This is a genomic window from Streptomyces sp. NPDC058880 (genome assembly GCF_042742535.1).
In the GTDB taxonomy this organism is placed as follows: Bacteria; Actinomycetota; Actinomycetes; order Streptomycetales; family Streptomycetaceae; genus Streptomyces.
Genome location: NZ_JBHYMC010000069.1, coordinates 1 through 21933, shown reverse-complemented (window position 1 = coordinate 21933; position 21933 = coordinate 1). Strand labels below are relative to the sequence as shown.

At 74.5% G+C, this 21933-nt stretch carries 19 protein-coding genes and 1 riboswitch; of the genes, 13 read left to right on the top strand and 6 right to left on the bottom strand.

Annotated elements, in window-relative coordinates; all coding sequences use genetic code 11:
- Position 1 precedes the first annotated feature (1 nt).
- The 5 genes from ACFW2G_RS28235 (at position 2) to ACFW2G_RS28215 (ending at position 7159) form a co-directional block, all read left to right on the top strand.
- Complete coding sequence (locus ACFW2G_RS28235) at positions 2 to 1420, top strand: M20/M25/M40 family metallo-hydrolase (protein WP_384580911.1); 1419 nt, start codon at positions 2 to 4, stop codon at positions 1418 to 1420.
- A 13-nt stretch (positions 1421 to 1433) separates the two neighbouring features.
- A complete protein-coding gene (locus ACFW2G_RS28230) occupies positions 1434 to 3431 on the top strand; it encodes a prolyl oligopeptidase family serine peptidase (protein ID WP_384580909.1) in 1998 nt (665 codons plus the stop codon).
- 155 nt (positions 3432 to 3586) lie between these two features.
- Positions 3587 to 4144 carry a GNAT family N-acetyltransferase gene (locus ACFW2G_RS28225; RefSeq protein WP_384446802.1) on the top strand — a complete coding sequence of 186 codons (558 nt, stop codon included), beginning with the start codon at positions 3587 to 3589 and terminating at the stop codon, positions 4142 to 4144.
- 80 nt (positions 4145 to 4224) lie between these two features.
- Entirely contained in the window at positions 4225 to 5124 is a 900-nt protein-coding gene (locus tag ACFW2G_RS28220; RefSeq protein WP_037915844.1) for an arginase family protein, read from the top strand.
- Between the two features lie 64 nt (positions 5125 to 5188).
- Complete coding sequence (locus ACFW2G_RS28215; RefSeq protein ID WP_384446800.1) at positions 5189 to 7159, top strand: DUF5107 domain-containing protein; 1971 nt, start codon at positions 5189 to 5191, stop codon at positions 7157 to 7159.
- Here the strand turns inward: ACFW2G_RS28215 and ACFW2G_RS28210 are convergent.
- A complete protein-coding gene (locus tag ACFW2G_RS28210; RefSeq protein WP_384446798.1) occupies positions 7149 to 7334 on the bottom strand; it encodes a hypothetical protein in 186 nt (61 codons plus the stop codon). The genes ACFW2G_RS28215 and ACFW2G_RS28210 overlap by 11 nt on opposite strands.
- 150 nt (positions 7335 to 7484) lie before the next feature.
- The gene (locus tag ACFW2G_RS28205) at positions 7485 to 8318 is read right to left on the bottom strand and encodes a methyltransferase domain-containing protein (RefSeq protein ID WP_037917883.1); all 834 of its coding nucleotides are present in this window, start codon (positions 8316 to 8318) and stop codon (positions 7485 to 7487) included.
- A gap of 247 nt (positions 8319 to 8565) precedes the next feature.
- On the opposite strand from ACFW2G_RS28205, the gene ACFW2G_RS28200 reads away from it, so the two are divergent.
- From ACFW2G_RS28200 to ACFW2G_RS28190, 3 genes are all read left to right on the top strand, one after another.
- On the top strand, positions 8566 to 9138 hold the full coding sequence (locus ACFW2G_RS28200) for a TIGR03086 family metal-binding protein (protein WP_384580907.1): 573 nt from the start codon (positions 8566 to 8568) through the stop codon (positions 9136 to 9138).
- Between the two features lie 115 nt (positions 9139 to 9253).
- Complete coding sequence (locus ACFW2G_RS28195; protein WP_384446890.1) at positions 9254 to 10471, top strand: aminotransferase class I/II-fold pyridoxal phosphate-dependent enzyme; 1218 nt, start codon at positions 9254 to 9256, stop codon at positions 10469 to 10471.
- A 97-nt stretch (positions 10472 to 10568) separates the two neighbouring features.
- Positions 10569 to 11705: an MBL fold metallo-hydrolase gene (locus ACFW2G_RS28190; protein WP_384580905.1), complete on the top strand. Its 1137-nt coding sequence runs from the start codon at positions 10569 to 10571 to the stop codon at positions 11703 to 11705.
- 24 nt (positions 11706 to 11729) lie between these two features.
- On the opposite strand, the gene ACFW2G_RS28185 is transcribed toward ACFW2G_RS28190, so the two are convergent.
- Both ACFW2G_RS28185 and ACFW2G_RS28180 read right to left on the bottom strand, forming a co-directional pair.
- Positions 11730 to 12377 carry a DedA family protein gene (locus ACFW2G_RS28185; RefSeq protein WP_384446792.1) on the bottom strand — a complete coding sequence of 216 codons (648 nt, stop codon included), beginning with the start codon at positions 12375 to 12377 and terminating at the stop codon, positions 11730 to 11732.
- Complete coding sequence (locus ACFW2G_RS28180) at positions 12374 to 13150, bottom strand: MBL fold metallo-hydrolase (protein ID WP_037915858.1); 777 nt, start codon at positions 13148 to 13150, stop codon at positions 12374 to 12376. Before ACFW2G_RS28180 ends, ACFW2G_RS28185 begins: the two co-directional genes overlap by 4 nt.
- A gap of 140 nt (positions 13151 to 13290) precedes the next feature.
- On the opposite strand from ACFW2G_RS28180, the gene ACFW2G_RS28175 reads away from it, so the two are divergent.
- The 4 genes from ACFW2G_RS28175 (at position 13291) to ACFW2G_RS28160 (ending at position 18022) form a co-directional block, all read left to right on the top strand.
- On the top strand, positions 13291 to 13695 hold the full coding sequence (locus tag ACFW2G_RS28175; RefSeq protein ID WP_037915860.1) for a hypothetical protein: 405 nt from the start codon (positions 13291 to 13293) through the stop codon (positions 13693 to 13695).
- Between the two features lie 235 nt (positions 13696 to 13930).
- On the top strand, positions 13931 to 16084 hold the full coding sequence (locus tag ACFW2G_RS28170) for an alkaline phosphatase family protein (RefSeq protein ID WP_384580926.1): 2154 nt from the start codon (positions 13931 to 13933) through the stop codon (positions 16082 to 16084).
- 76 nt (positions 16085 to 16160) lie between these two features.
- On the top strand, positions 16161 to 17534 hold the full coding sequence (locus tag ACFW2G_RS28165; RefSeq protein WP_384580903.1) for an amino acid permease: 1374 nt from the start codon (positions 16161 to 16163) through the stop codon (positions 17532 to 17534).
- Between the two features lie 53 nt (positions 17535 to 17587).
- Positions 17588 to 18022 (top strand): SRPBCC family protein, encoded by a 435-nt coding sequence (locus tag ACFW2G_RS28160; protein WP_037915865.1) that lies wholly within the window; start codon positions 17588 to 17590, stop codon positions 18020 to 18022.
- A 208-nt stretch (positions 18023 to 18230) separates the two neighbouring features.
- On the opposite strand, the gene ACFW2G_RS28155 is transcribed toward ACFW2G_RS28160, so the two are convergent.
- Entirely contained in the window at positions 18231 to 19817 is a 1587-nt protein-coding gene (locus tag ACFW2G_RS28155) for an RNA polymerase sigma factor (protein ID WP_037915868.1), read from the bottom strand.
- Between the two features lie 215 nt (positions 19818 to 20032).
- On the bottom strand, positions 20033 to 20794 hold the full coding sequence (locus ACFW2G_RS28150; protein ID WP_037915870.1) for a class I SAM-dependent methyltransferase: 762 nt from the start codon (positions 20792 to 20794) through the stop codon (positions 20033 to 20035).
- A gap of 57 nt (positions 20795 to 20851) precedes the next feature.
- A riboswitch (ZMP/ZTP riboswitch) is annotated at positions 20852 to 20955 on the top strand.
- Positions 20956 to 21043: 88 nt separating this feature from the next.
- Here ACFW2G_RS28150 and ACFW2G_RS28145 point away from each other — a divergent pair.
- On the top strand, positions 21044 to 21889 hold the full coding sequence (locus tag ACFW2G_RS28145) for a bifunctional 5,10-methylenetetrahydrofolate dehydrogenase/5,10-methenyltetrahydrofolate cyclohydrolase (protein WP_384446886.1): 846 nt from the start codon (positions 21044 to 21046) through the stop codon (positions 21887 to 21889).
- Positions 21890 to 21933: the final 44 nt, after the last annotated feature.

Here is a 21933-nt window from a genome sequence, read left to right as displayed (position 1 = left end):
CATGCGCGCAATCGACACCGGGCCCCCGGCCGAAGCCGGCGCCCTCCCGGCCGGTGCGGCCGGCGCCGACGCGGTCGACCCGGTCGACCCGGTCGACGCGGTCGACGCGGTGGCTCTGGACGAAGCGGTCGAGTTCACCTCGGACCTCATCAGGATCGACACCTCCAACCGGGGCGGCGGAGACTGCCGCGAGCGGCCCGCCGCCGAATACGTGGCCGAACGGCTCGCCGCCGCCGGGCTGGAGCCGCTGCTGCTGGAGCGCACCCCGGGCCGCACCAACGTGGTCGCCCGGATCGCGGGCACCGACCCCTCCGCCGACGCGCTCCTCGTCCACGGCCACCTCGACGTGGTCCCCGCCGAGGCCGCCGACTGGAGCGCGGACCCCTTCTCCGGAGAGGTCCGCGACGGCGTCGTCTGGGGCCGCGGCGCCGTCGACATGAAGAACATGGACGCGATGGTGCTGGCCGTCGTCCGGGCCTGGGCGCGCGCGGGGGTGCGCCCGCGCCGGGACATCGTGATCGCCTACACCGCCGACGAGGAGGACAGCGCCGTCGACGGCTCCGGCTTCCTCGCCGACCACCATCCGGAACTCTTCGAAGGCTGCACGGAGGGCCTGAGCGAATCCGGCGCCTTCACCGTCCACACCGGCCCCGGCCCCGGCCGCGTCCTCTACCCGATCGCCGCCGGTGAACGCGGCACCGCCTGGCTGAAGCTGACCGCACACGGCACCACCGGCCACGGCTCCAAGCCCAACAGGGCCAACGCCGTCAGCCGGCTCGCCGCTGCCGTCGCCCGGATCGGCGCGTACGAGTGGCCCGTCCGGCTCACCGACACCGTCACTGCCTGCATCACCGAACTCGCCGCGCTCCAGGGCCTGTCGGTCGACCCGCGGCGCCCCGGCCTCGACCTCGACTCGCTCCTCGGCAAACTCGGCCCGTCCGCCGCCCTCGTCGAGGCGACCGTCCGCAACAGCGCCAACCCGACCATGCTCAGCGCCGGATACAAACTGAACGTGATCCCCGGCCGGGCCACCGCCTTCGTCGACGGGCGCACGCTGCCCGGCGGCGAGGCCGAGTTCATCGCCACCCTCGACGCCCTCACCGGCCCCGACGTCACCTGGGAGTTCCACCACCGGGAGGTCGCGCTGGAGGCACCCGTGGACGGGCGGACCTACGCCGTCCTGCGCGAGTCCGTCGAGCGTTTCGACCCGGACGGCCACGTGGTGCCCTTCTGCATGGCGGGCGGCACCGACGCCAAGCAGTTCTCCCGGCTCGGCGTCACCGGCTACGGCTTCTCCCCACTGAAGCTGCCACCCGGCTTCGACTACTGGTCCCTCTTCCACGGCGTGGACGAGCGGGTCCCCGTCGATGCCCTCCACTTCGGCGTCCGTGTCCTCGACCGCGCGCTGCGCACCCTGTGAGCGGGGCCCGGTGATGAACCCCACGCGCACCTGCCCGTACGGAAGCTGGCCCTCGCCCCTCGACGCGGGCCTCGCGGCCTCGCTCGACGGACGGCCCGAGTACATCGGCACGGTCGGCCCCGAGGTGTGGTGGACCGAGCCCCGGCCGCGGGAGGCGGGCCGCCGCACCTTGGTGCGCCGCCGCCCTGCCGGGGCCGGGACCGAGGTCAGCGAGCTGCCCGCGCCGTGGAACGTGCGCAGCCGGTTCACCGAGTACGGCGGCCTGCCCTGGGCCGGGGTCGAGCGTGCGACGGGTGGGCCCCTGCTGGTCTTCGTCCACTTCGCCGACCAGCGGCTGTACGCCTACGAGCCGGACGCGCCCGGAGCCCCCGACCCCAGGCCCCTCACCCCCCTGTCCGCGACCGGCGGCGGATTGCGCTGGGTCGATCCGGTGCTGCGCGGGGACGAGGTCTGGTGCGTCATGGAAGAGTTCACCGGGGTGGCGCCGACGGATGTGCGCCGGGTCCTGGCCGCCGTACCGCTGGACGGGTCCGCGGCCGGGGACCGGTCGGCCGTGCGGGAGCTCACCGATGACCGGCACCGCTTCGCCACCGGCCCGCGGCTCTCGCCGGACGGCAGGCACGCGGCCTGGCTGGTGTGGGACCACCCGCTGATGCCCTGGGACGGCACCGAGCTGCACCTGGCCGAGGTCACCGCGGACGGCGGACTGGCCGGGGCCCGCACGGTCCTCGGAGGCCCCGACGAGTCCGTCGCCCAGGTGGACTGGACGGCCGACGGAACCCTGCTCGCGGTCAGCGACCGCGGCGGCTGGTGGAACCCGTACCGGGTGGACCCGGACACGGGCTGGGCCGTCAACCTGTGCCTGCGGGAGGAGGAGTTCGGGGGAGCGCTGTGGAAGCCCGGGTTGCGCTGGATCGCCCCGCTTCCCGACGGACTCGTCGCCGTGCTGCACGGCCAGGGCTCCTCGGTGCTCGGCATCCTGGACCCGGAGAGCGGCGACCTGGTGGACGCGGCCGGGCCGTGGACGGCGTGGCAGCCGACGCTCGCCGTGCACGGCAGCCGGGTCTACGGGGTGGCCGCCAGCCCGCGCAGCGCCTACGAGGTGGTCGAGCTGGACACCGCGAGCGGGCACGCCAGGGTCGTCGGCGCACAGGGCCCGGACCCGGTGGACCCGGCCTACTACCCGGAGCCGCAGAGCCGCACCTTCCTCGGCCCGGACGACCGGCAGATCCACGCGCACGTCTACCCGCCGCACCACCCGGCCTGCCGGGCCCCCGCCGACGAACTGCCCCCGTACGTGGTGTGGGCGCACGGCGGGCCCACCGACCACGTGCCGCCCGTGCTCGACCTGCACATCGCCTACTTCACCTCGCGCGGGATCGGCGTGGTCGAGGTGAACTACGGCGGCTCCACCGGCTACGGCCGCGCCTACCGGGAACGGCTGCGCGAGCAGTGGGGTGTGGTGGACGTGGAGGACTGCGCCGCCGTGGCCCGGGCGCTGGCGGCGGAGGGCACCGCCGACCCGGCGCGCCTCGCGATCCGCGGCGGCAGCGCGGGCGGCTGGACGGCGGCGGCTTCGCTGGCCACGACCGACCTGTACGCCTGCGCGGCGATCATCTACCCGGTGCTGGACCTGCTGGGCTTCGCCGAGGAGACCCACGACCTGGAATCCCGCTACATCGACGGCTTGGCCGGGCCACCGGGGACCCTCGCCGTCCTGAACCGCGAGCGCTCCCCGGTGGCCAACGCCGACCGGATCACGGCGCCCTTCGTCCTGCTCCAGGGGCTGGACGACGCGGTCTGCCCGCCGGCGCAGGCGGAGCGGCTGACGGCCGCGATGCGAGGCCGGCCCGTGCCGCACGCCTACCTCGCCTTCGAGGGCGAGGGCCACGGCTTCCGCCGCGCCGACACCATGGTCCGCGCCCTGGAGGCGGAACTGTCGCTGTACACACAGGTCTTCGGGATCGAACGCGCCGACGTCCCGCGGCTCGCGCTGGAGACCTCCTCGTGAACCGGACCGCGCCGGGCAGCCGCTTGCGCCTCCCCGCCTCTGCGGGACCGGCCGGTCTCCTCCGCGACGACGGCCTGCCCGCGCCCGGTCGCGCCGTCCCCGCCCGGCCGCCGGGCGCCCGCCGCGGATGACGGGAGGACCCCTACCCTGGGCCGATGACCGTTTCTGTGTTCCTGCGTGAGGGGGGTCGGGTCGGCCTGCGGCCCTACCGGCTCTCTGACGGACCCGAGTTCACCGCGCGTGTGCGCGAGAGCCGCGGCCTCCACCGCCCCTGGCTCTTCCCGCCCGCCACCATCGAGGAATACGCGCCCTACGCGACCCGGCTGACGGCGGGCGACGCCCGGGCCGGGTTCCTCGTGTGCGAGCTCGGCACCGGCGCCCTGGCCGGATTCGTCAACGTCAACAACATCGTGCGGGGCGCGTTCCAGTGCGGCGCCCTCGGCTACGGGGCCTTCGCGCACGCCGCCGGCCGGGGCCTCCTGCGCGAAGCCCTGGGCCTGGTCCTCGACCACGCCTTCGCCCCCGCCGGGGAGGGCCTCGGCCTGCACCGGCTGGAGGCCAACGTCCAGCCCGGCAACACCGCTTCGATCGCCCTGGTCCGGGGCGCCGGCTTCCGCCTGGAGGGGCTCTCCCCGGACTTCCTCCGGGTCGACGGCGCCTGGCGCGACCACGAACGCTGGGCCCTCACCGCAGGGATGCCCCGCACCCGGTGACGCCGCCCGGGCCCGCGCCGTTCGGGCCCGGTCCGCGACGATGCCCGCCGCCGAGGCTCCGCATCGCGCAGGATGAGGGGATGCGCACCCTCGTACTGCTCGATGCCCCGTCCAACCTGGGACTGCGGCCGCCCGCGCCCGGGACTGTCCCCGGCGTCTACAAGCTCGCGGGCGCCCTGCGCGAGCAGGCCCTGCTGAGCAGGCTCGGGGCGCGCGAGGGCGGTGTCGTCGTCCCGCCCCGCTACGACCGCGGCGACTGGGCGGAGGGCGACGGCGTCTTCAACGCCGACGCGCTCGCCGCGTACACCGTCGCCCTCGCCGACCGGATCGAACGCCACCTGCGGGCCGGGGAGTTCCCCGTCGTCCTCGGCGGGGACTGCTCCATCCAGCTCGGTGCCTCGCTCGCCATGCGCCGGACCGGCCGCTACGGCCTGGCCGCCGTCGACGCTTCGGCCGACTTCCGCCACCCGGGCAACACCGCCGTCAACGGACCCGTCGGCGCCGCGGCCGGCGAGGAACTGGCCCTGGCCACCGGTCGCGGCCAGCCCTCGCTCAGCGACCTGGAGGGGCTCGCGCCGTACCTGCGGGACGAGGACGTCCGGCTGTTCGGGATCCGCGACGGGGACGCGGACCTGCCCGAGCTGGCGGAGGCCGGGATCTTCGCGGCCACCGTCGGCGAGATCCGCCGCCGGGGCGCCGCGACCGTCGCCCGGTCCGCGCTGGACGGCCTGATCCCGCCGGTGACCGACGGGTTCTGGGTGCACCTGGACGCCGACGTGCTCGACCCGGAGGCGATGCCCGCCGTGGACAGCCCCGCCCCCGGCGGCTTGCTGCCCGATGAGGTCGCGGAGCTGCTGGGCGTCCTGGTCGGGTCACCGCGGTGCGCCGGGCTGAACGTCACCGTCTACGACCCGGATCTCGACCCCGACGGCCGGGCGGGCACGCTCCTGGCGGATCTGGTGACGGGGGCCTTTGCGTAATCCTGACCGGTGGTGATCCGCGGAACCCCTGTGCACCGGCCGCCGTGGCGTGTTCCCTTTCCTTATGGCCACCACCGTCCGACGCGCCGTACTGACCCTCCCCGCAGCCCCGTTGGGCTCCGACAACCCACTGCCCGCCCTGCAGGCGCCCGACGGCGTGCACGTCCTGGACGCGCGCTCCCGCGACGGCATGCCGCGTGAGATGGCCCGCCAGATCGGGTACGAGCCGCTGCGCTCGCTGCTGCCCGTACGGATCCGCGACGGGTACGGGCGGGTGCGCACGGAGCGGGAGTTCGAGGCCGTCGTCATCGAGAACGAGCACCTGCGCGCGACCGTGCTGCCGGGCCTGGGCGGGCGCGTCCACTCGCTCGTCCAGCTGCCCACCGGCCGCGAACTGCTCTACCGCAACCCGGTGTTCCAGCCCGCCAACTTCGCGCTGAACGGGGCCTGGTTCTCCGGCGGCATCGAGTGGAACACCGGCGCGACCGGCCACACCGCCCTCTCCTGCGCCCCGCTGCACGCCGCGCTGGTCCCCGCTCCCGACGGCGGCGTGATGGTCCGGCTGTGGGAGTGGGAGCGGCTGCGCGACCTGCCGTTCCAAGTGGACCTGTGGCTCCCGGGGGACTCGCGGTTCCTGTACGCAGGCGTCCGCGTGCGCAACCCGCACGAGCGGCCCGCACCGGTGTACTGGTGGTCCAACACCGCCGTCCCGGAGGACCCGGGAAGTCGCGTCCTGGCCCCCGCCGACGAGGCCTGGCACTTCGGGTACGAGCGCTCGCTGCGTCGCATCCCGGTGCCGGAGTGGGAGGCCGCGGACCGGACCTACCCGCTGCGCAGCGAGTACCCGGCCGACTTCTTCTACGAGGTCGAGGACGGGGCCCGGCCCTGGATCGCCTGCCTGGACGCGGACGGGCGGGGCCTGGTGCAGGCCTCCACCGGGCGGCTGCGCGGCCGCAAGCTGTTCGTGTGGGGCGCGGGCGGTGGCGGCCGGCGCTGGCAGGAGTGGCTGACCGAGCCGGGCACGGGAGGCTACGCGGAGATCCAGGCCGGGCTGGCCCGGACCCAGCTGGAGCACGTACGGCTGGAGGGCGGCGCGGAGTTCAGCTGGCTGGAGGCGTACGGACCGCTGTCGGCGGATCCCTCGGCGGTGCACGGCGCGGACTGGACGGCCGCCCGCGGCGCGGCACAGGACGCCTTGGACGCCGTGCTGCCGCGGCAGCGCGTGGACGAGGCCTACGAGGCGTGGCAGGGCTGCGCCGACACCGAGCCGGGGGAGCGGCTGGCGGTCGGATCGGGCTGGGGAGCGCTGGAGGTGCTGTGCGCGGGCCACCGGCTGCCGGGTACGCCCTTCGAGGAGGCCACGCTGGGCGAGGAGCAGGAGCCGTGGCTGGAACTGTGGCGCACGGGCGTCCTGCCCACGCCGCGCCGGGTCGTCCCGCCGGGGCCGAGCCTGGTCGCCCCGCACTGGCGGGACATGCTGGAGACGGCTCCCGCGGACCCGCTGACGGAGTACCACCTGGGCGTGGCCCAGTGGCACGCGGGTGACACCGCCCAGGCGGTACGGAGCTGGGAGCGCGGGCTGGCGCTCGCCCCGTCGCAGTGGCCGCTGCTGCGCTGCCTGGCGGTGGCGGACGCGCTGGCGGGCGATGCCGCACGGGCCGCCGACGGTTTCGCCGCGGCCTTCGAGGACCTGGCGGCGGAGAACCGCGGGGGCGAGCCGTGGACGGCCGCGGAGTCGGCCCTCGGCCGGGAGGCGATGGCCGCGCTGCTGGCGGCGGGCCGGCTGCCGCAGGCCCGTGCGGTCTGGGACCGGGTCCGGCCGGCCCTGCGCGAACAGGGGCGCTTCCGCCTGTTGGCGGCCCGGCTGCTGGCGGCGGAGGGGCATGTGCGGGCGGCCCGCCGGGTCTTCGAGGACGGCTTCGAACTCCCCGACCTGCGGGAGGGCGAGGAAACCCTGTCCGAGGTGTGGTCCGCGCTCACGGACTGCCCGCTGCCCGCCCGCTATGACTTCCGCATGCGGCCGGCTACCTCTTGATCCCGTCGAGGCAGCGGACGAAGACTTTGCCCGACGGCCATCGGGCAAAGTCCAGCTCATCGTGGTAGCCGGTGTCCGACAGTCCCTCGCACAGGGCGGTGTCCTTGGTTCCGGGGAACACCTGGACCACCTGGACCACCTGGTACTGGGCGTCGTCGCCGCCGCACCCGGTCACCCGGAGGTCGGATCAGATCGCCGCCGTTCGTGAGGCAGTCGCCGGCCGCGGCCCGTCATGGGGTGGTCTCCCGGTGTACTTGAGGGCGCCCGTCAACTGTGACGTGCGCACGCCATCCTCGGGGGGAGCCCTCCGAAGGGACCGTCCGGGTCAGGCCCGGCACAGGACCTCGCCGTTCAGGACCGTGAACCAGGCGTCCGGGTCGGCGGCCCAAGCGTGCCAGGCCCCGGCCGCGGCCTCCAGATCGCCGGGCGTTGCGTGGCCGCCGCGGACGGCGGCGTCCGCGTACCCGGAGGCGGTCGTCCGTTCGGCCCACAGGTCGGACCACCACGCCGTCTCCTGCGGGGTGGCGAAGCACCAGGCCGTGGCCGAAGAGGCCACGTCCGTGAAACCGGCCCGGCGGGCCCAGGCCCGCAGTCGGCGGCCCGCGTCCGGTTCGCCGCCGTTGGCGCGGGCCACCCGCCGGTACAGGTCCAGCCATCCGTCCAGCCCCGGCGTCGCCGGGTACCAGGTCATCGCCGCGTAGTCGGCGTCGCGGGCGGCGACGATGCCGCCCGGCCGGCACACCCGCCGCATCTCGCGCAGCGCCCGTACCGGGTCCCCGACGTGCTGGAGGACCTGATGGGCGTGGACCACGTCGAAGGAGTCGTCCGGGAGGTCCAGCGCGTGCACGTCCGCGACGGCGAAGCGCACGGCGCCGCCCAGACCGCGCTCCTCCACGTGGGCCCGGGCCCGGGCCAGGACGTCCGCGGCCGCGTCGACGGCGGTGACTCGGCCGCCGGGAGAGACCAGCCGTGCCAGGTCCGCCGTGATGGTGCCCGGGCCGCAGCCGACGTCCAGCACCGTCATGCCGGGGCGCAGCTCGCCGATCAGGTAGGCGGCGGAGTTCTCGGCGGTGCGCCAGCGGTGGGAGCGCAGGACCGACTCGTGGTGGCCGTGCGTGTAGACGGCGGTCTCCCCGGCGGTCTCCCCGGCCGCGTCCATCGCGGTCCCTCCGGCTGTGTCCGCGGCGGCGTTCGTGGCGGTGTTCGTGGCGTCCATGGCCGTACCCCTCCTCGTCGAAGCGCTGGCCCCACCGTAAGCGATCAGACCGAACTTCGAGATGGGCGTATTGAAATGTGGACGACCCTCTTGGCGCGCAAGGGGGATCGGCGGGACGGTGGCAGGTCCGGACCAGGGCGAGGAGAGTGGCACCAGGGGACGTCACCCCCGGCGGAGGGCGGTGGGAGCCATGTCCGACACGCTGCTCGAACGGCACGCCGAAGCGCTGCGGTTCTTCGGTGAGCGGGTGCGCGCCGTGAAGGGCGACCAGTGGGGCGCGCCCACCCCGTGCACGGAGTGGACCGTCCGGGACCTGGTCAACCACGTCACCGGCGAGCAGCTCTGGGTCCCGCCGCTGATCACCGAGGGCCGCACCCTGGAGGAGCTCGGCGACGCCTTCTCCGGGGACGTGCTCGGTGGCGACCCGGTCGCCGCCTGGGACCGCGCCTCGGGCGCCGCGCACGCCGCCTTCGCGGCCTCCGGCGCGCTGGAGCGGACCGTGCAGCTCTCGTTCGGGCCCGCGCCCGGGGCGGCGTACTGCTCGCAGCTGACCGCGGACTGCGTCGTGCACGCCTGGGACCTCTGCCGCGGCATCGGCGCCGACGACCGGCTGCCCGACACACTCGTCGAGTTCTCGATCAAGGAGTTCATGCCGTACGCCGACGCACTGGCGGCCAGCGGCATGTTCGCCGCGCCGGTCGAGATTGCGGCCGGCGCGGACGCACAGACCCGGCTGCTGGCGATGGCCGGGCGTGAGGCCTGAATCCGCAGTCCGGCATCCGCCAACAGGCATATGCGGGCAATCAATCGTATAAAGGTCAGGGTCGGCGGAGAGCGAGCGGTGCGGCGAACGCGAAAGGCGGACAGCGGTGGAGGGGATGCAGCGCACGGTGGCGGAGGGCCGCGGGCCGGTCCGCTACGGCCCGCCCGCGCCTCAGCCCGGCCTGCCCGTGATCTCCGAGCTCGTCTCCGTCCTCGGCGCGGCCGCCGGGCGCTGCTCCGCGCAGCCACCGGGCGGCGGTGCGTCCCTGCGTGAGGCGGCCTGCCGGTACTGGGGTCGCCGCGGACTGGCCGCCTCACCGCAGAACGTCGCAGCGGGCCCCGGCGCCCCGGCGCTGCTCCTGGCCCTCCTCGGGGCCCACGGAGGCGACGTGATGCTGCCCCGGCCCTGCCCGGCCTGGTGGACCCCGCAGGTCAGGCTGCTCGGGCGGCGCGCTTACCATGTGCCGACCCCGGCCGAGTGCGGCGGCGTTCCGGACCCCTACGCCCTGTTGGAGACCGTACGGCGGGTGCGCGCCGAGGGCGGTGACCCGCGGGTGCTGCTGCTGTCGGTTGCGGACGACCCGACCGCGACCGTACCGCCGCCCGAGCTGGTGCGCGAGGCGTGCGAGGCCGCTGCGTCCGCCGGGCTGTTCGTCGTCAGCGACGAGAGTTGGCGCGACACCGTCCACCGGCCCCACGACGACCTCGTCCTGAGCCCTGCCGAGATGCTGCCCGAACAGGCGGCGGTCCTCGTCGACCTGTCCGGCGCACTGCTGCCGGCCGGCTGGCCGGCAGCAGTGGTCCGCTTCCCCGACACCCCGCGCGGGGACCGGCTGCACGCCGGCACCCTCGACGTCCTCACCGCCACCGGCGCGATGGTCGCCGGACCCGTGGCCGGTGCCGCCGCGCACGCCCTCGACGAACCCGACGCGGTCGCCGCACGCGCGCACGCGGCCGCCCGCCTGCACGGCCAGGTGGCGGCCGCCGCGTACCGCGAGCTCCGCGCGGCGGGGGCGCTGGCCCGACCCCCGCAGGCCGGGCGGCACCTCTACGGCGACCTCACCCCGCTGCGCGCCGGACTCGCCCGGCACGGGGTCGGCGACGCCATGGAACTGGAGGACTGGCTCGGCGGCCGGCTCGGCGCGCCCACCCCGGGCGGACAGCGGTTCGCGGACGAACTGGGCGCACTGCGGGTCAGACTGTCCACCGGACCGCTGCTGGGCGCCACCCCCGAGGAGCGGCTGGCCGTGCTCACCGCCCGGGACCCGCTCGCGCTGCCCCACGTCCGGAGCTCCCTGGACCTCCTCGGATCGGTCCTGGCCGAGCTGGCCTGACCCCCGGCCCACCCCGACCCCCAGCCCACCTCGATCCCCGGCCCACCCCGCCCCCCGCCCCGGCCGACCCCGGACCATGGTGAACGGAGACTGCTCGATGAGGGACCGGACGGACGCCGCCGCACCCGCCCCGGCCGCCCCCTCCGCGGGGCCCCCACGCCCGGCCGGCACCCCGCGGGCGCCGCTCCCGTCCGCTCCGCGCCCGCTCGGTGAACACCGCCGCTGGCCCCGGTCGTTCGCCGACCGGCTCACCACCCCACTCCCTGGAGTCCGGGCCTTCGCCCGGCTCGCCCGCGAGGGCGCCTTCCGGCCCGGCCCCGAAGGGCTGCGCGGCATTCCGGATCTTCCGTACGAACCGGGCCCGCTTCCCGTGACGGAGGCCGGCGCGGTGTCCGTGACCTGGGCCGGGCATGCCAGCTGGGTCGTGCGGACCGGCGGACTGACCGTGCTGACCGACCCGGTCTGGTCCCGCAGGATCCTCGGTACGCCGTCTCGGATGACGCCCGTCGGAGTGCGCTGGGAGGATCTGCCCCCGGTGGACGCGGTCGTGATCAGCCACAACCACTACGACCACCTCGACGCCCCCACGCTCAGGCGGCTGCCCCGGGACACCGCCCTCTTCGTCCCCGCGGGCCTCGCAGGGTGGTTCCGCCGCCGCGGCTTCACCCGGGTCACCGACCTCGACTGGTGGGAGGCGGCCGAACTGGGCGGCGTACGGTTCGAGTTCGTCCCCGCCCACCACTGGTCGAAGCGGTCCCTGATCGACACCTGCCGGTCCCTGTGGGGCGGCTGGATCCTCACCGACACCCTGAGCCCCGTCCCGAGGAAGGTCTACTTCGCGGGAGACACCGGTTACGGCCGGTGGTTCCGCGAGATCGGCCGCCGCCACCCGGGCATCGACCTCGCCCTCCTGCCCGTCGGCGCGTACGCCCCGCGCTGGTGGCTCGGCGACGTCCACGCCGACCCGGAGGAGGCCGTCCGGGCCTGCATCGACCTGGGGGCCCGGCGGATGGCCCCCATGCACTGGGCCGCGTTCGTGCTCTCCGCCGAACCGGTCATGGAGCCCCTGCACCGCACCCGGGCCGCCTGGTCCCGCTCGGGCCGGCCCCGCGAGGACCTCTGGGACCTCCCGGTCGGAGCGTCCCGCTCCCTGCCCGGCCCCGACCCCGACCCGGGCCCCGACCCCGATTCCGGCCCCGGCCCCGGGCCCGGCGCCGGTCCGGAGCCGGCCTGAGGGCTGCGCGCGCCCCGATGCCCGTCAGGGATGGCGCCGCAGCCGGCGCCAGAGCGCCGGGCCCGTGCTGACCAGCAGCGCCAGGCCGACCGCCAGGGCCACGCCCTTCCAGGGCTCCGGGAACAGCGAGCCGCCCAGGATGCCGATCAGGCCGTACGTGGCTGCCCAGGCCAGGCAAGCGGGGCCGTCGCCGCGGGCGAATCGGCGCAGCGGCAGCTCCGCCAGCAGGCAGGCCAGCATCACCGGGATCCGGCCCGCCGGTACCAGCCGGGAGAGCACCAGCACCGTGACCCCGTGCTCGTCCAGCCGGGTCTGGGCCTGCGCCAGCCGCTCCGGTGCGGCGCGGCCGCGCAACGCGGCCAGCCACCGCGACCCGTTGCGGGACCGCACCCCCCGCTGCCCGAGCCAGTACAGCGCCAGATCCCCGGTGAAGGCCGCCAGCGCCGACACCCCGAACACGAGCAGCACCCCGTACGGCGCCTGGTGGTGGAAGGCCACCACCGCCGCCGAACTCACCAGCGCGCCGGTGGGAATCACCGGCACCAGCGCACCCAGTGCCACCAGCACGAACAACGCCGGGTAGCCCACTGCCTGCTGGGTGGTATCCGGCGGCACCTGGCCGGCCCCCGCGGCCCCCGCCACGGCCACCGCCGTGAACGCGCGAAGGGTCACGGCAGCCGCACCCGCTCGCCGTGCCCCGGCACCCGCACGCACACCTTCGGCGCCAGCTGCCGGGCACGCCGCTCGAACTCCTGGCCCGGCGCGTGGAACTCGTGGGGCCGGACCGCGTCCATCCCGACCGGCCAGTACGTCCCGTAGTGGACCGGCACCGCCGCCGCCGGGGCCAGCTGCGCCAGCGCGTGAGCGGCTCGTACGGCGTCCAGATGTCCGGGCCCCAGGTACGGACCCCAGCCGCCCACCGGCAGCAGAGCCAGGTCCACCGGCCCCACCTCCTCGGCCATGGTGTCGAACAGCCCGGTGTCCCCGGCGAAGTACGTCCGGGCGGCGCCCAGGACCACGTATCCGAGCGCCGGCGCGAGGTGCGGGCCGTACGGCAGCCGTCGTCCGTCGTGGCGTGCGCTGACCGCGCGGACCCGCACGCCCTCCCCGACGCGGACCTCGTCGCCCGGCGCCGTCTCCGTCACCGTCAGCCCGCGCAGCCCGGCGAGCCGGGCCAGCCGCGGGACCGCCCGCCGCGCACCCCGCGGCACGAGGATCCTGGTGCCGGGCGCGAGCAGCCCCAGCGACGGCAGGTGCAGATGGTCCGCGTGCAGGTGCGACACCAGTACCACGTCCGCCACCGCCGCCTCGGGCGGCGGGAGTGCTCCGCGGCGCCGTCGCAGGTGCGCGAGCCGCCGGGTGAACAACGGGTCCGTCAGCAGCCGCACCCCGGAATCCTCGACGGTGCACGTCGCATGGCCCCACCAGGTGATCTCCACCGGCACCAGGCCCTCCCTCCCTCGCCGTCCCGCCGGCCTCGGGGTGTCCTTCCCATCATGCCGGGCCGGCCGCTCCGCCACCGCACCCGAATCGGAATCCGGCAGCCCCTCCTCCCGGGCGGCGGATCGGAGTAGGGTCCGGCGGCATGGAAGAGTTGCGCGTGGCCGCGATCGCCAGCCTGGCCCCGCTCGAAGACCTGGACGCCGACCCGTTCGCCGTGGACACCCGGGGCCAGCACGCCGTGTGCGCACGCTGGGCGGCCGACCGGGGTTACCTCGTGACCCAGCAACTGCTCGTCTACGGGATGCGCGCGGACCACTGCGGCTTCTGGTCCGAGATATCCGCCGGGCGGGTCGATCTGTTCGTCGCCGCCAATCACCGGGTCCTGGCCCGCGCGCTGAGCTGCGTCGAGGAGTTCACCGCAGAGTGCGAGCGGCGCGGCGTGCGTCTGGAGACCGCCGGGGACGAGGAGCCGCGGTACACCGCCGCGATGAAGGCCGAGGTGCACCGGCGGCTGTCCATGCCGACCGCCGGCTACGACGGCACCTGACCGCTGTCCGTCCGACTTCGCCCCGCCCGGCTCGGCCGCAACGGCCTCCCCCGGCCGTCCGCCGGGTACTGCCGTGCCCCGTCCGCTTTCCCGTCGTCCGGCCGGCCGGCAGCCGTTGTGCGAGCCTGGAGGCGGGAGACGACCCCGGGGGTGGCACGTGCGGCGACGGCGGTGGCGGAACACGGGCAACGCCCTGGTGCGGGTGATCCTCGTCTGGGCGGTGTCCACCCTCACGATGCTCGCCCTGGCCGGGATCCTCCCGGACTTCCGCCTGCAGTCCGACGACGGCGACAGCATCACGCAGATCGGCCTCACCGCGGCCTGGGGCGCCGGCGCCTTCGGCCTGCTGAGCGCACTGGTCTGGCCCGTGCTGGTGCGGGCCCTGCTACTGGTGCCCGCCCTCGTGCTCGGGGTCCTCGTGTTCTTCCTGAACGGCTCGCTCCTGCTGCTGGCGCTCAGACTGATCCCCGACGGGCGGGGCGAAGCCGCCCCCGAGACCGCGGTCGTCGTGGCCGCCGTGATGTCCGCGGTGGCCTCCGCGACCTCCACGGCGCTGGCAGTGCGCGACGACGAGGCGTACCGGCGCCGGCTCTACCGGCTCGCCGACCGGCGCCGCCGCCGGCAGGGCCGCGGGTCCGCCACCCGGACGGGGGCGGCGGTGCCGGGTCTGCTGGTCCTCCAGCTCGACGGGGTCGGGTACGAGGTGCTGCGCCAGGCGTGCGGCAGCGCGCTCATGCCCACCGTCGCCGGCTGGCTCGAAAGCGGCCACCGCGTCACGTCCTGGCGCACGGATTGGTCGAGCCAGACCGGCGCCAGCCAGCTCGGCATCCTGCACGGCTCCACCTTCGACGTGCCGGCCTTCCGCTGGTACGAGAAGGACACCGGCGAGGTGATGGTCTGCAACCGGCCCGCCAGCGCCGCGGAACTGCAGCGGCGGGCCATCGAGCGCACCGGCGACGGGGGACTGCTCACGCTCGACGGGGCCAGCCGCGGCAACCTCTTCAGCGGCGGTGCCGACCAGCTGGCGCTCGTGCTCTCGGTCTCGGCGAGGCGGGGCCGGGCCAACCGGTCCCGCGCCGGCTACTTCGCGTACTTCTCCGATCCGGCCAATGCCGTCCGCACGGCCCTGTCCTTCTTCGCCGACGCGGCCCGCGAGATCGTCCAGTCCCGGCGGGCCCGGATCCGCGGGGACCGGCCCCGGGTCTCGCGCGGCGGGCTCTACCCGCTGATCCGGGCCTTCGCGACCGTGGTCGAACGGGACGTGGTCGTCTCGGCGGTGATCGGCGACATGCTCGCCGGGCGCGCCGTGGTCTACGCCGACCTCGTCGCCTACGACGAGGTCGCCCACCACTCGGGCCCGCGCGGACGCGACACCGACCAGGTGCTGGAGCGCCTCGACCGCAGCCTTGCGCTGATCGCCCGGGTCGCCGAGCACGCGCCGCGCCCGTACCGGATCGTGCTGCTCTCCGATCACGGCCAGAGCCCCGGGGAGACCTTCCTGTCGCGCTACGGGCTGACCCTGAAGGACCTGGTGAGGGCGGGCTGCGGCCTGCCCGTCCCCCGCAGGGCCGGCCGCACCCGCAGTGGGGCCGAAGCCCGCGCGGCGGTTCTGGCCGCTCTCCACCGGCCGGTGGAGGAGGGTGAGGAGGCCCGCCCGGGGCCGGGCACGGACCCGGTGGTGCTGGCCTCCGGCAACCTGGCCCTGATCTCCTTCCCGGACATTCCCGGCCGGGCCTCCCGGGCCCGTGTCGAGAGCACCCACCCCGCGCTGCTGGCGACCCTGGCGAACCACCCCGGCGTCGGTTTCCTGCTGGTGGACGGGGTGGTGCTGGGGCCGGGCGGGGCCGAGGCCCGGCTGGACGTGCCCGGCGAGGCCGAGAAGTTGCTGGCGGCCTTCGGTCCGGGGGCGGCGGCGGCCGTCCGCCGGACCGACGCCTTTCCGCACGTGGCCGACATCATGGTGAACTCGGCGTACGACCCCGGCACGGGCGCGGTGCACGCCTTCGAGGAGCAGATCGGCTCGCACGGCGGCCTGGGCGGCGAGCAGGGGCGTCCGTTCCTGATGTGGCCCGCGGAGCTGTCGGACCCGGGGGAGGAACTGGTCGGCGCGGAGGCGGTGCACGGCGTCCTGAGGCGCTGGCTCGGTGAGGCCGACGGCCCGCAGGTGCCGGTGGCCGCCCCGGAGTTCCGACGGGCGGGGAGCGGCGTGTCCGGCGGGGCGGGCGGCCACGCGGCCGCCCCTCCGGCGCGGACCAGAGGGATCGGAGGGGCCGGGGAGCCGGTCGGCGGGAGGACCGCCCGAGAGGCGCCGCAGGATTCCCGGCGGGAAGGCCCCCTCGGCGGAATCCTTCCTTCCGAGGGGGCGCCGGTGCGGGACGAAACCCGCTGATTTGGTACGTCCCGCACGGTGGTCGACCATGTGTCGACCCGCCCACCATGTGAGACGACCCGAGGCGCACCCCCCGATGACCAGCACCGCAGCCCTGCCCGCAGAGGCCACCGCACCCCCCGAGCCGGGCCGCGACCCCCACGCCCGGAGCTTCGGCCTCCCCATCGCGACCTGCCTGGTCATGGGCAACATCATCGGCGGCGGGATCTTCCTCCTCCCCGCCTCGGTCGCCCCCTTCGGCACGATCAGCCTCGTCGCCTTCGCGCTGCTCACCCTCGGTGCGATCGCCCTCGCGCTCGTCTTCGGCCGCCTCGCCCACCTGCACCCGCAGACCGGTGGCCCGTACGTCTACGCCCGTGCCGCCTTCGGCGACTTCGCCGGCTTCCTCGCCGCCTGGAGCTACTGGATAACCTCGTGGGTGTCGAACGCGGCCCTCGCCGTGGCCTCCGTCGGCTACCTCAGCGTCCTCTTCCCGGCCATCGGCGCGCACAGGTGGTCCATGTGCCTGGCGGCGCTGGCCATGCAGTGGCTTCCCGCGCTCGCCAACCTGGCCGGCACCCGCTATGTCGGCGCCGTCCAACTGGTGGCCACCGTGCTGAAGTTCGCCCCGCTGCTGCTGGTGGCCGTGGGCGGCCTGTTCTTCTTCGACCCCGCCAACCTCGGCCCGTTCCAGGCCACCGGTCAGAGCCCGGCCGGCGCGCTTTCCGCCGCTGCGGCGATCCTCCTCTTCAGCTACCTCGGCGTGGAGTCCGCCGCCGTCAGCGCCGGCGAGGTCCGCGACCCCGCCCGCAACGTGGGTCGGGCCACGATCCTCGGCACCACCGGCGCGGCCGTCGTCTACCTGCTCGGCACCCTCTCCGTCTTCGGCCTTGTCGCCCACGAGCGGCTGGTCTCCTCCGAGGCCCCGTTCACCGACGCCGTCAACGCCATGTTCGGCGGCACCTGGGGCGGCACCCTCGTCGCCTGCGCCGCCGTCGTCTCGATGGGTGGCGCCCTCAACGGCTGGACCCTCCTCAGCGCCCAGACCCCGTACGCCGCCGCCAAGGACGGGCTCTTCCCGCGGGCCTTCGAGAAGAAGCGGCGGGGCGTCCCGGTGGTCGGTGTCGTCGTCACGACCTCCCTGGCCTCTGCCCTGACCGTCTACAACTACACGGCCGGTTCCGACGGCGTCTTCGAGATCCTGGTCCTCGTCACCACCTTCACCGCCACCGTCCCCTACCTGCTCTCCACCGCCGCGCAGATCTACTTCCTGCTCTCCGGGCAGGGCGAGCGCGTCCGGCGGGGGCGCCTGGTCCGCGACGCCGCCCTCGCGGTCCTGGCCTTCGGCTTTTCCCTGTGGCTGGTGGCCGGCTCCGGGTACGCCGCTGTCTACCAGGGCGTGCTCTTCCTCTTCGCGGGCGTCGCGGTCCATGCCGCCATGGCCGCCCGCAGGCAGCGGACAGCCACCTGACCTGCGCGGTAGCGTGGAGGGACAGCGCCTTCAGGGGGCATGAAGGGGTCGCCATGTCCGCGATCAGAGAAAGCATCGACATCGACCGCAGTCCCGAGGAGGTCTTCGCCTACGCGTCGGACGCCTCCCACCTGCCGGAGTGGCAGAAGAGCGCGGTGTCCGCCCGGGGCACCGAGCACCCGGCCGTGGGAGCGATCATCTCCGTGCGGCGGCGGATCGGCCGGCGTGAGTTCCCGATGACCATGGAGCTCACCGAGTACGACCCGCCCAGGAGCTGGCACCTGCACGGCATCGACGGCCCGGTCCGCGGCGATGTCCGGGGCACCGTCGAGCCCCTGGGCGACGGAACCCGCTCCCGCCTCACCCTGAGCCTGGACTTCGAGGGCCACGGCATCGGCAGGGTGCTCGTACCGCTCGTCGTGAAACCGCACGCTCGCAAGGAGATGCCGCTGAACGAGGAGAAGCTCAAGCACCTCATCGAGGCCTGAGCCCCGCCCGCGGGAGAACCGGATGCCGGGCGGTGTGGGGTGCGATCACACGGGCCGCACCCCACACCGCCCCACCGGCGCAGGACGTCCCCGCTCGTGCAGCCTGCCGTCACCCCCGGGGAACCGGGACGCGGTGCGCCCGAGCCGGTGCGGTCACGCCCCCGGCCCGCGGATGCGCAGGTCGGGGGCGTGCTGCGTGGAGATCGACTCAGTCGAGGTAGTCGCGCAGCACCTGGGAGCGCGACGGGTGGCGCAGCTTCGACATGGTCTTCGACTCGATCTGGCGGATCCGCTCGCGGGTGACCCCGTACACGCGGCCGATCTCGTCGAGGGTCTTCGGCTGGCCGTCGTTGAGGCCGTAGCGCATGGAGACCACGCCCGCCTCGCGCTCCGAGAGCGTGCCCAGGATCGACTGGAGCTGCTCCTGGAGGAAGGTGAAGGAGACCGCGTCCGCGGGCACGACCGCCTCGGAGTCCTCGATGAGGTCACCGAACTCGCTGTCGCCCTCCTCACCCAGCGGGGTGTGCAGGGAGATCGGCTCGCGGCCGTACTTCTGGACCTCGATGACCTTCTCGGGGGTCATGTCGAGTTCCTTGCCCAGCTCCTCCGGGGTGGGCTCGCGGCCCAGGTCCTGGAGCATCTGGCGCTGCACGCGAGCGAGCTTGTTGATGATCTCGACCATGTGGACGGGGATGCGGATCGTGCGCGACTGGTCGGCCATGGCACGCGTGATCGCCTGCCGGATCCACCAGGTCGCGTACGTGGAGAACTTGAAGCCCTTGGTGTAGTCGAACTTCTCCACGGCGCGGATCAGACCGACGTTGCCCTCCTGGATCAGGTCCAGGAAGAGCATGCCGCGGCCGGTGTAGCGCTTGGCCAGCGAGACCACGAGACGGAGGTTGGCCTCCAGCAGGTGGTTCTTGGCACGGCGGCCGTCCTCGACGAGGATCTCCAGCTCGCGCTTGAAGGCGGGCTTGTGGTCCTCCTCCTCTTCGAGCTTGTACTCGGAGAAGAGACCGGCCTCGATGCGCTTGGCGAGCTCGACCTCCTGCTCGGCGTTGAGGAGCGGCACCTTGCCGATCAGCTTGAGGTAGTCCTTGACCGGGTCCGCGGTCGCGCCGGCCACCATGACCGTCTGTGCCGGGGCGTCGTCCTCGTCGTCGTCGGACAGCACGAAGCCCTGGGCGCCGGTCTTGGGCGCCTCCTCCTCGGCTTCGTCGACGAGGTCCTCCGCTGCCCAGTCCTCGCCCTCGACGGCCGGGCTCTCGGCCTCGTCCGCGTCCTTGGCGCTGGTCTTCTTCGCCGCGGTCTTCTTCACGGCGGTCTTCTTGGCGGCGGTCTTCTTGACCGTGCGCTTCTTCGGCTCGGCGGCTGCCTCGGCCGGAACCGCCGCCTCCGCAGCCGCGGCGGCCGACGGAGCGGATATTGCCGTGGCCGTGACTGTGGTGGCCGCGGCGGGGGCCGCGGTCTTGCGCGCACCGATGGGCCGGGGCGCGGCGGTGGCCTTCTTGGCCACGGTGCGGGCCGGGGCGGCAGCCTTGCGGGGCTTCTTCGCGGCAGCCTTGGTGGCGGGGGCCGCGCTGACGTGAAGGGCGACACCCTCCTCGTCGAGGACCTGGTTCAGGCTGCGCAGGACCCGCTTCCACTGGTCCACCGGGATGCGGCCGGCCTCGAAGGCCTGGCGCACGTCGTCACCGTTGATGTGACCCTGCTCGCGGCCGCGCTCGACGAGCGCGACGAGGGCCTCCGATTCGGCGATCTCCGGAGGGAACGTACGGGACGGGCTGAGCGACACAAGGAGCCTCTCGTTGCGAACAGATATGGGGTGGGCGGGACATCATCGCGCGAACTCGGGAAACAGACCCGAGGGGGGTCTGTATTCCGGGCCGCGCGAGGACACCTGTCGGTTCATCGCATGCCCGAGTCGATTCGTTACGCGCTGAATTGAGTGACCTGCGCCACGCTACGGCCGGGCAACCGGATCCGGCGCGGATCCGTCCGCCCTCCGCATCAGTCCGTTTTGCGGGCCTCGATCAGGAAGCGGGCGGTGTGCGCGACGAACGGGCCGTCGCGCTCGATCCGTTCGTGCAGCTCGCGCAGGCGGTCCCGGTACTGCCCGACCGTGAAGCCGGGCACCATCCAGATCACCTTCCGCAGGAAGTAGATCACGGCTCCGATGTCGTGGAACTCGGTGCGCAGCCGCTCCGAGCGCAGGTCGAGGACTTCCAGACCCGCCTTCGTGGCGTCGGCGACCGCGTCGTCGGGATGCCGGGCGCGCCGGACGTCCTCGGGCTGGGGTCCGAGAAAAAATTCGACGAGTTCGAAGACGCTCGCCGGGCCGACCTGCTGCGAGAGATACGTTCCGCCGGGGGTCAGCACCCGGGCGATCTCGTCCCACCAGATGGTCACCGGGTGCCGGCTGGTCACCAGCTCGAAGGCCTCGTCGCCGAAGGGCAGCGGCGGCTCGTCGGCGTCCGCGACCACCACCGCGCCCAGCGGGTGCAGCAGCCGGGTCGCCCGCTGGACATTGGGCGGCCAGGACTCCGTGGCCACCGTCAGGGGCGGCAGGGACCCGGCCCCGGCGAGGACCTCACCGCCGCCGGTCTGGATGTCCAGGGCGGACCGGACCCGGGCCAGGCGCTCGGCCATCAGGCGCTGGTACCCCCAGGAAGGACGCTGCTCGGTGGCCCGCCCGTCGAGCCAGGAGAAGTCCCAGCCGTCCACGGACACGGATTCGGCCTCGGCGACAAGGTGGTCGAAAGTACGCGTCATGCATTGATCGTCGCAGGTCGGGCGCCGGGCGGCCACCGCTTTGGTCGACTACAGTGGTCGCCGGGCCGTGACTGGCGTTCGGGTGGATCACCACCGGGGAGCGGCCCGGCGCAGCCGAGCACCTCCCGCTGCGTCGACTGCCGCGCGCCTGGGCGAACCTCGATCCGCGCACCGCAGCGACGTTCAGGAGACCCCGTGACGACTGCCCAGAACGCCCCCGCCGCTCCTGCCGCCGGCACCGCCCGGCTGATGGACGGCACCGCCCTCGCCCGCCGCGTCTCGGAGCGGACCGCCGACCTCGCGGCGAAGATCACCCAGCGCACCGGCACCGCGCCCTGCCTCGCGACCGTGCTGGTCGGCGAGGACCCCGCCTCCGTCACCTACGTCCGTATGAAGCAGAACCGCTGCGCGAAGGCCGGGATCACCTCGCGCCACGTGGAGCTGCCGGCCTCGACCACCACCGAGGAGCTGGTCGCGGCGATCACGGCGCTGTCCGAGGACCCGGAGATCAGCGGCATCCTGCTCCAGCACCCCGTCCCGCACCACATCGACGAGCGCGCCGCCTTCGAGGCCATCGCCCCCGGGAAGGACGTGGACGGGGTCACCATGCACTCCTTCGCGGCCATGGGCTTCGGCCTGCCCGGCTTCGTCTCCTGTACCCCGGGCGGCATCATGCGCCTGCTCGCCGAGTACGACGTGGACCTCACCGGCAAGCACGCCGTGGTCGTCGGCCGCAGCGCGATCCTGGGCAAGCCGGCCGGGATGCTGCTCCTGGAGCAGAACGCCACGGTCACCTACTGCCACTCCCGCACCCAGGACCTCGCCTCGATCGTGCGCCAGGCGGACGTGCTGGTCGCCGCCGTTGGCAAGGCCGAGTTCATCCGGGGCGAGGACATCAAGCCGGGCGCGGTGGTCCTGGACGCCGGCTACAACGAGGGCAACGTCGGCGACGTCCACTTCGCGTCGGCGGCGGCCCGGGCCTCGCTGATCACCCCCGTGCCGGGCGGTGTCGGCCCGATGACCATCGCCGTCCTGCTGGAGCAGACCGTCCTGGCCGCGGCCGCGCAGGCCGGACTGGACCTCGCCGAGCTCTGATCCGCACCGCCTGCACGGCTGCGCCCCGGACTCCGGTCCGGGGC

What these genes read in the sequence shown, in the direction of transcription:
- ACFW2G_RS28235 (WP_384580911.1), top strand. Translation starts at nt 2, where the DNA reads ATGCGCGCAATCGACACCGGGCCCCCGGCCGAAGCCGGCGCCCTCCCG.
- ACFW2G_RS28230 (WP_384580909.1), top strand. Translation starts at nt 1,434, where the DNA reads ATGAACCCCACGCGCACCTGCCCGTACGGAAGCTGGCCCTCGCCCCTC.
- ACFW2G_RS28225 (WP_384446802.1), top strand. Translation starts at nt 3,587, where the DNA reads ATGACCGTTTCTGTGTTCCTGCGTGAGGGGGGTCGGGTCGGCCTGCGG.
- ACFW2G_RS28220 (WP_037915844.1), top strand. Translation starts at nt 4,225, where the DNA reads ATGCGCACCCTCGTACTGCTCGATGCCCCGTCCAACCTGGGACTGCGG.
- ACFW2G_RS28215 (WP_384446800.1), top strand. Translation starts at nt 5,189, where the DNA reads ATGGCCACCACCGTCCGACGCGCCGTACTGACCCTCCCCGCAGCCCCG.
- ACFW2G_RS28205 (WP_037917883.1), bottom strand. Translation starts at nt 8,318, where the DNA reads ATGGACGCGGCCGGGGAGACCGCCGGGGAGACCGCCGTCTACACGCAC.
- ACFW2G_RS28200 (WP_384580907.1), top strand. Translation starts at nt 8,566, where the DNA reads ATGTCCGACACGCTGCTCGAACGGCACGCCGAAGCGCTGCGGTTCTTC.
- ACFW2G_RS28195 (WP_384446890.1), top strand. Translation starts at nt 9,254, where the DNA reads ATGCAGCGCACGGTGGCGGAGGGCCGCGGGCCGGTCCGCTACGGCCCG.
- ACFW2G_RS28190 (WP_384580905.1), top strand. Translation starts at nt 10,569, where the DNA reads ATGAGGGACCGGACGGACGCCGCCGCACCCGCCCCGGCCGCCCCCTCC.
- ACFW2G_RS28175 (WP_037915860.1), top strand. Translation starts at nt 13,291, where the DNA reads ATGGAAGAGTTGCGCGTGGCCGCGATCGCCAGCCTGGCCCCGCTCGAA.
- ACFW2G_RS28170 (WP_384580926.1), top strand. Translation starts at nt 13,931, where the DNA reads ATGCTCGCCCTGGCCGGGATCCTCCCGGACTTCCGCCTGCAGTCCGAC.
- ACFW2G_RS28165 (WP_384580903.1), top strand. Translation starts at nt 16,161, where the DNA reads ATGACCAGCACCGCAGCCCTGCCCGCAGAGGCCACCGCACCCCCCGAG.
- ACFW2G_RS28160 (WP_037915865.1), top strand. Translation starts at nt 17,588, where the DNA reads ATGTCCGCGATCAGAGAAAGCATCGACATCGACCGCAGTCCCGAGGAG.
- ACFW2G_RS28150 (WP_037915870.1), bottom strand. Translation starts at nt 20,794, where the DNA reads ATGACGCGTACTTTCGACCACCTTGTCGCCGAGGCCGAATCCGTGTCC.
- ACFW2G_RS28145 (WP_384446886.1), top strand. Translation starts at nt 21,044, where the DNA reads ATGGACGGCACCGCCCTCGCCCGCCGCGTCTCGGAGCGGACCGCCGAC.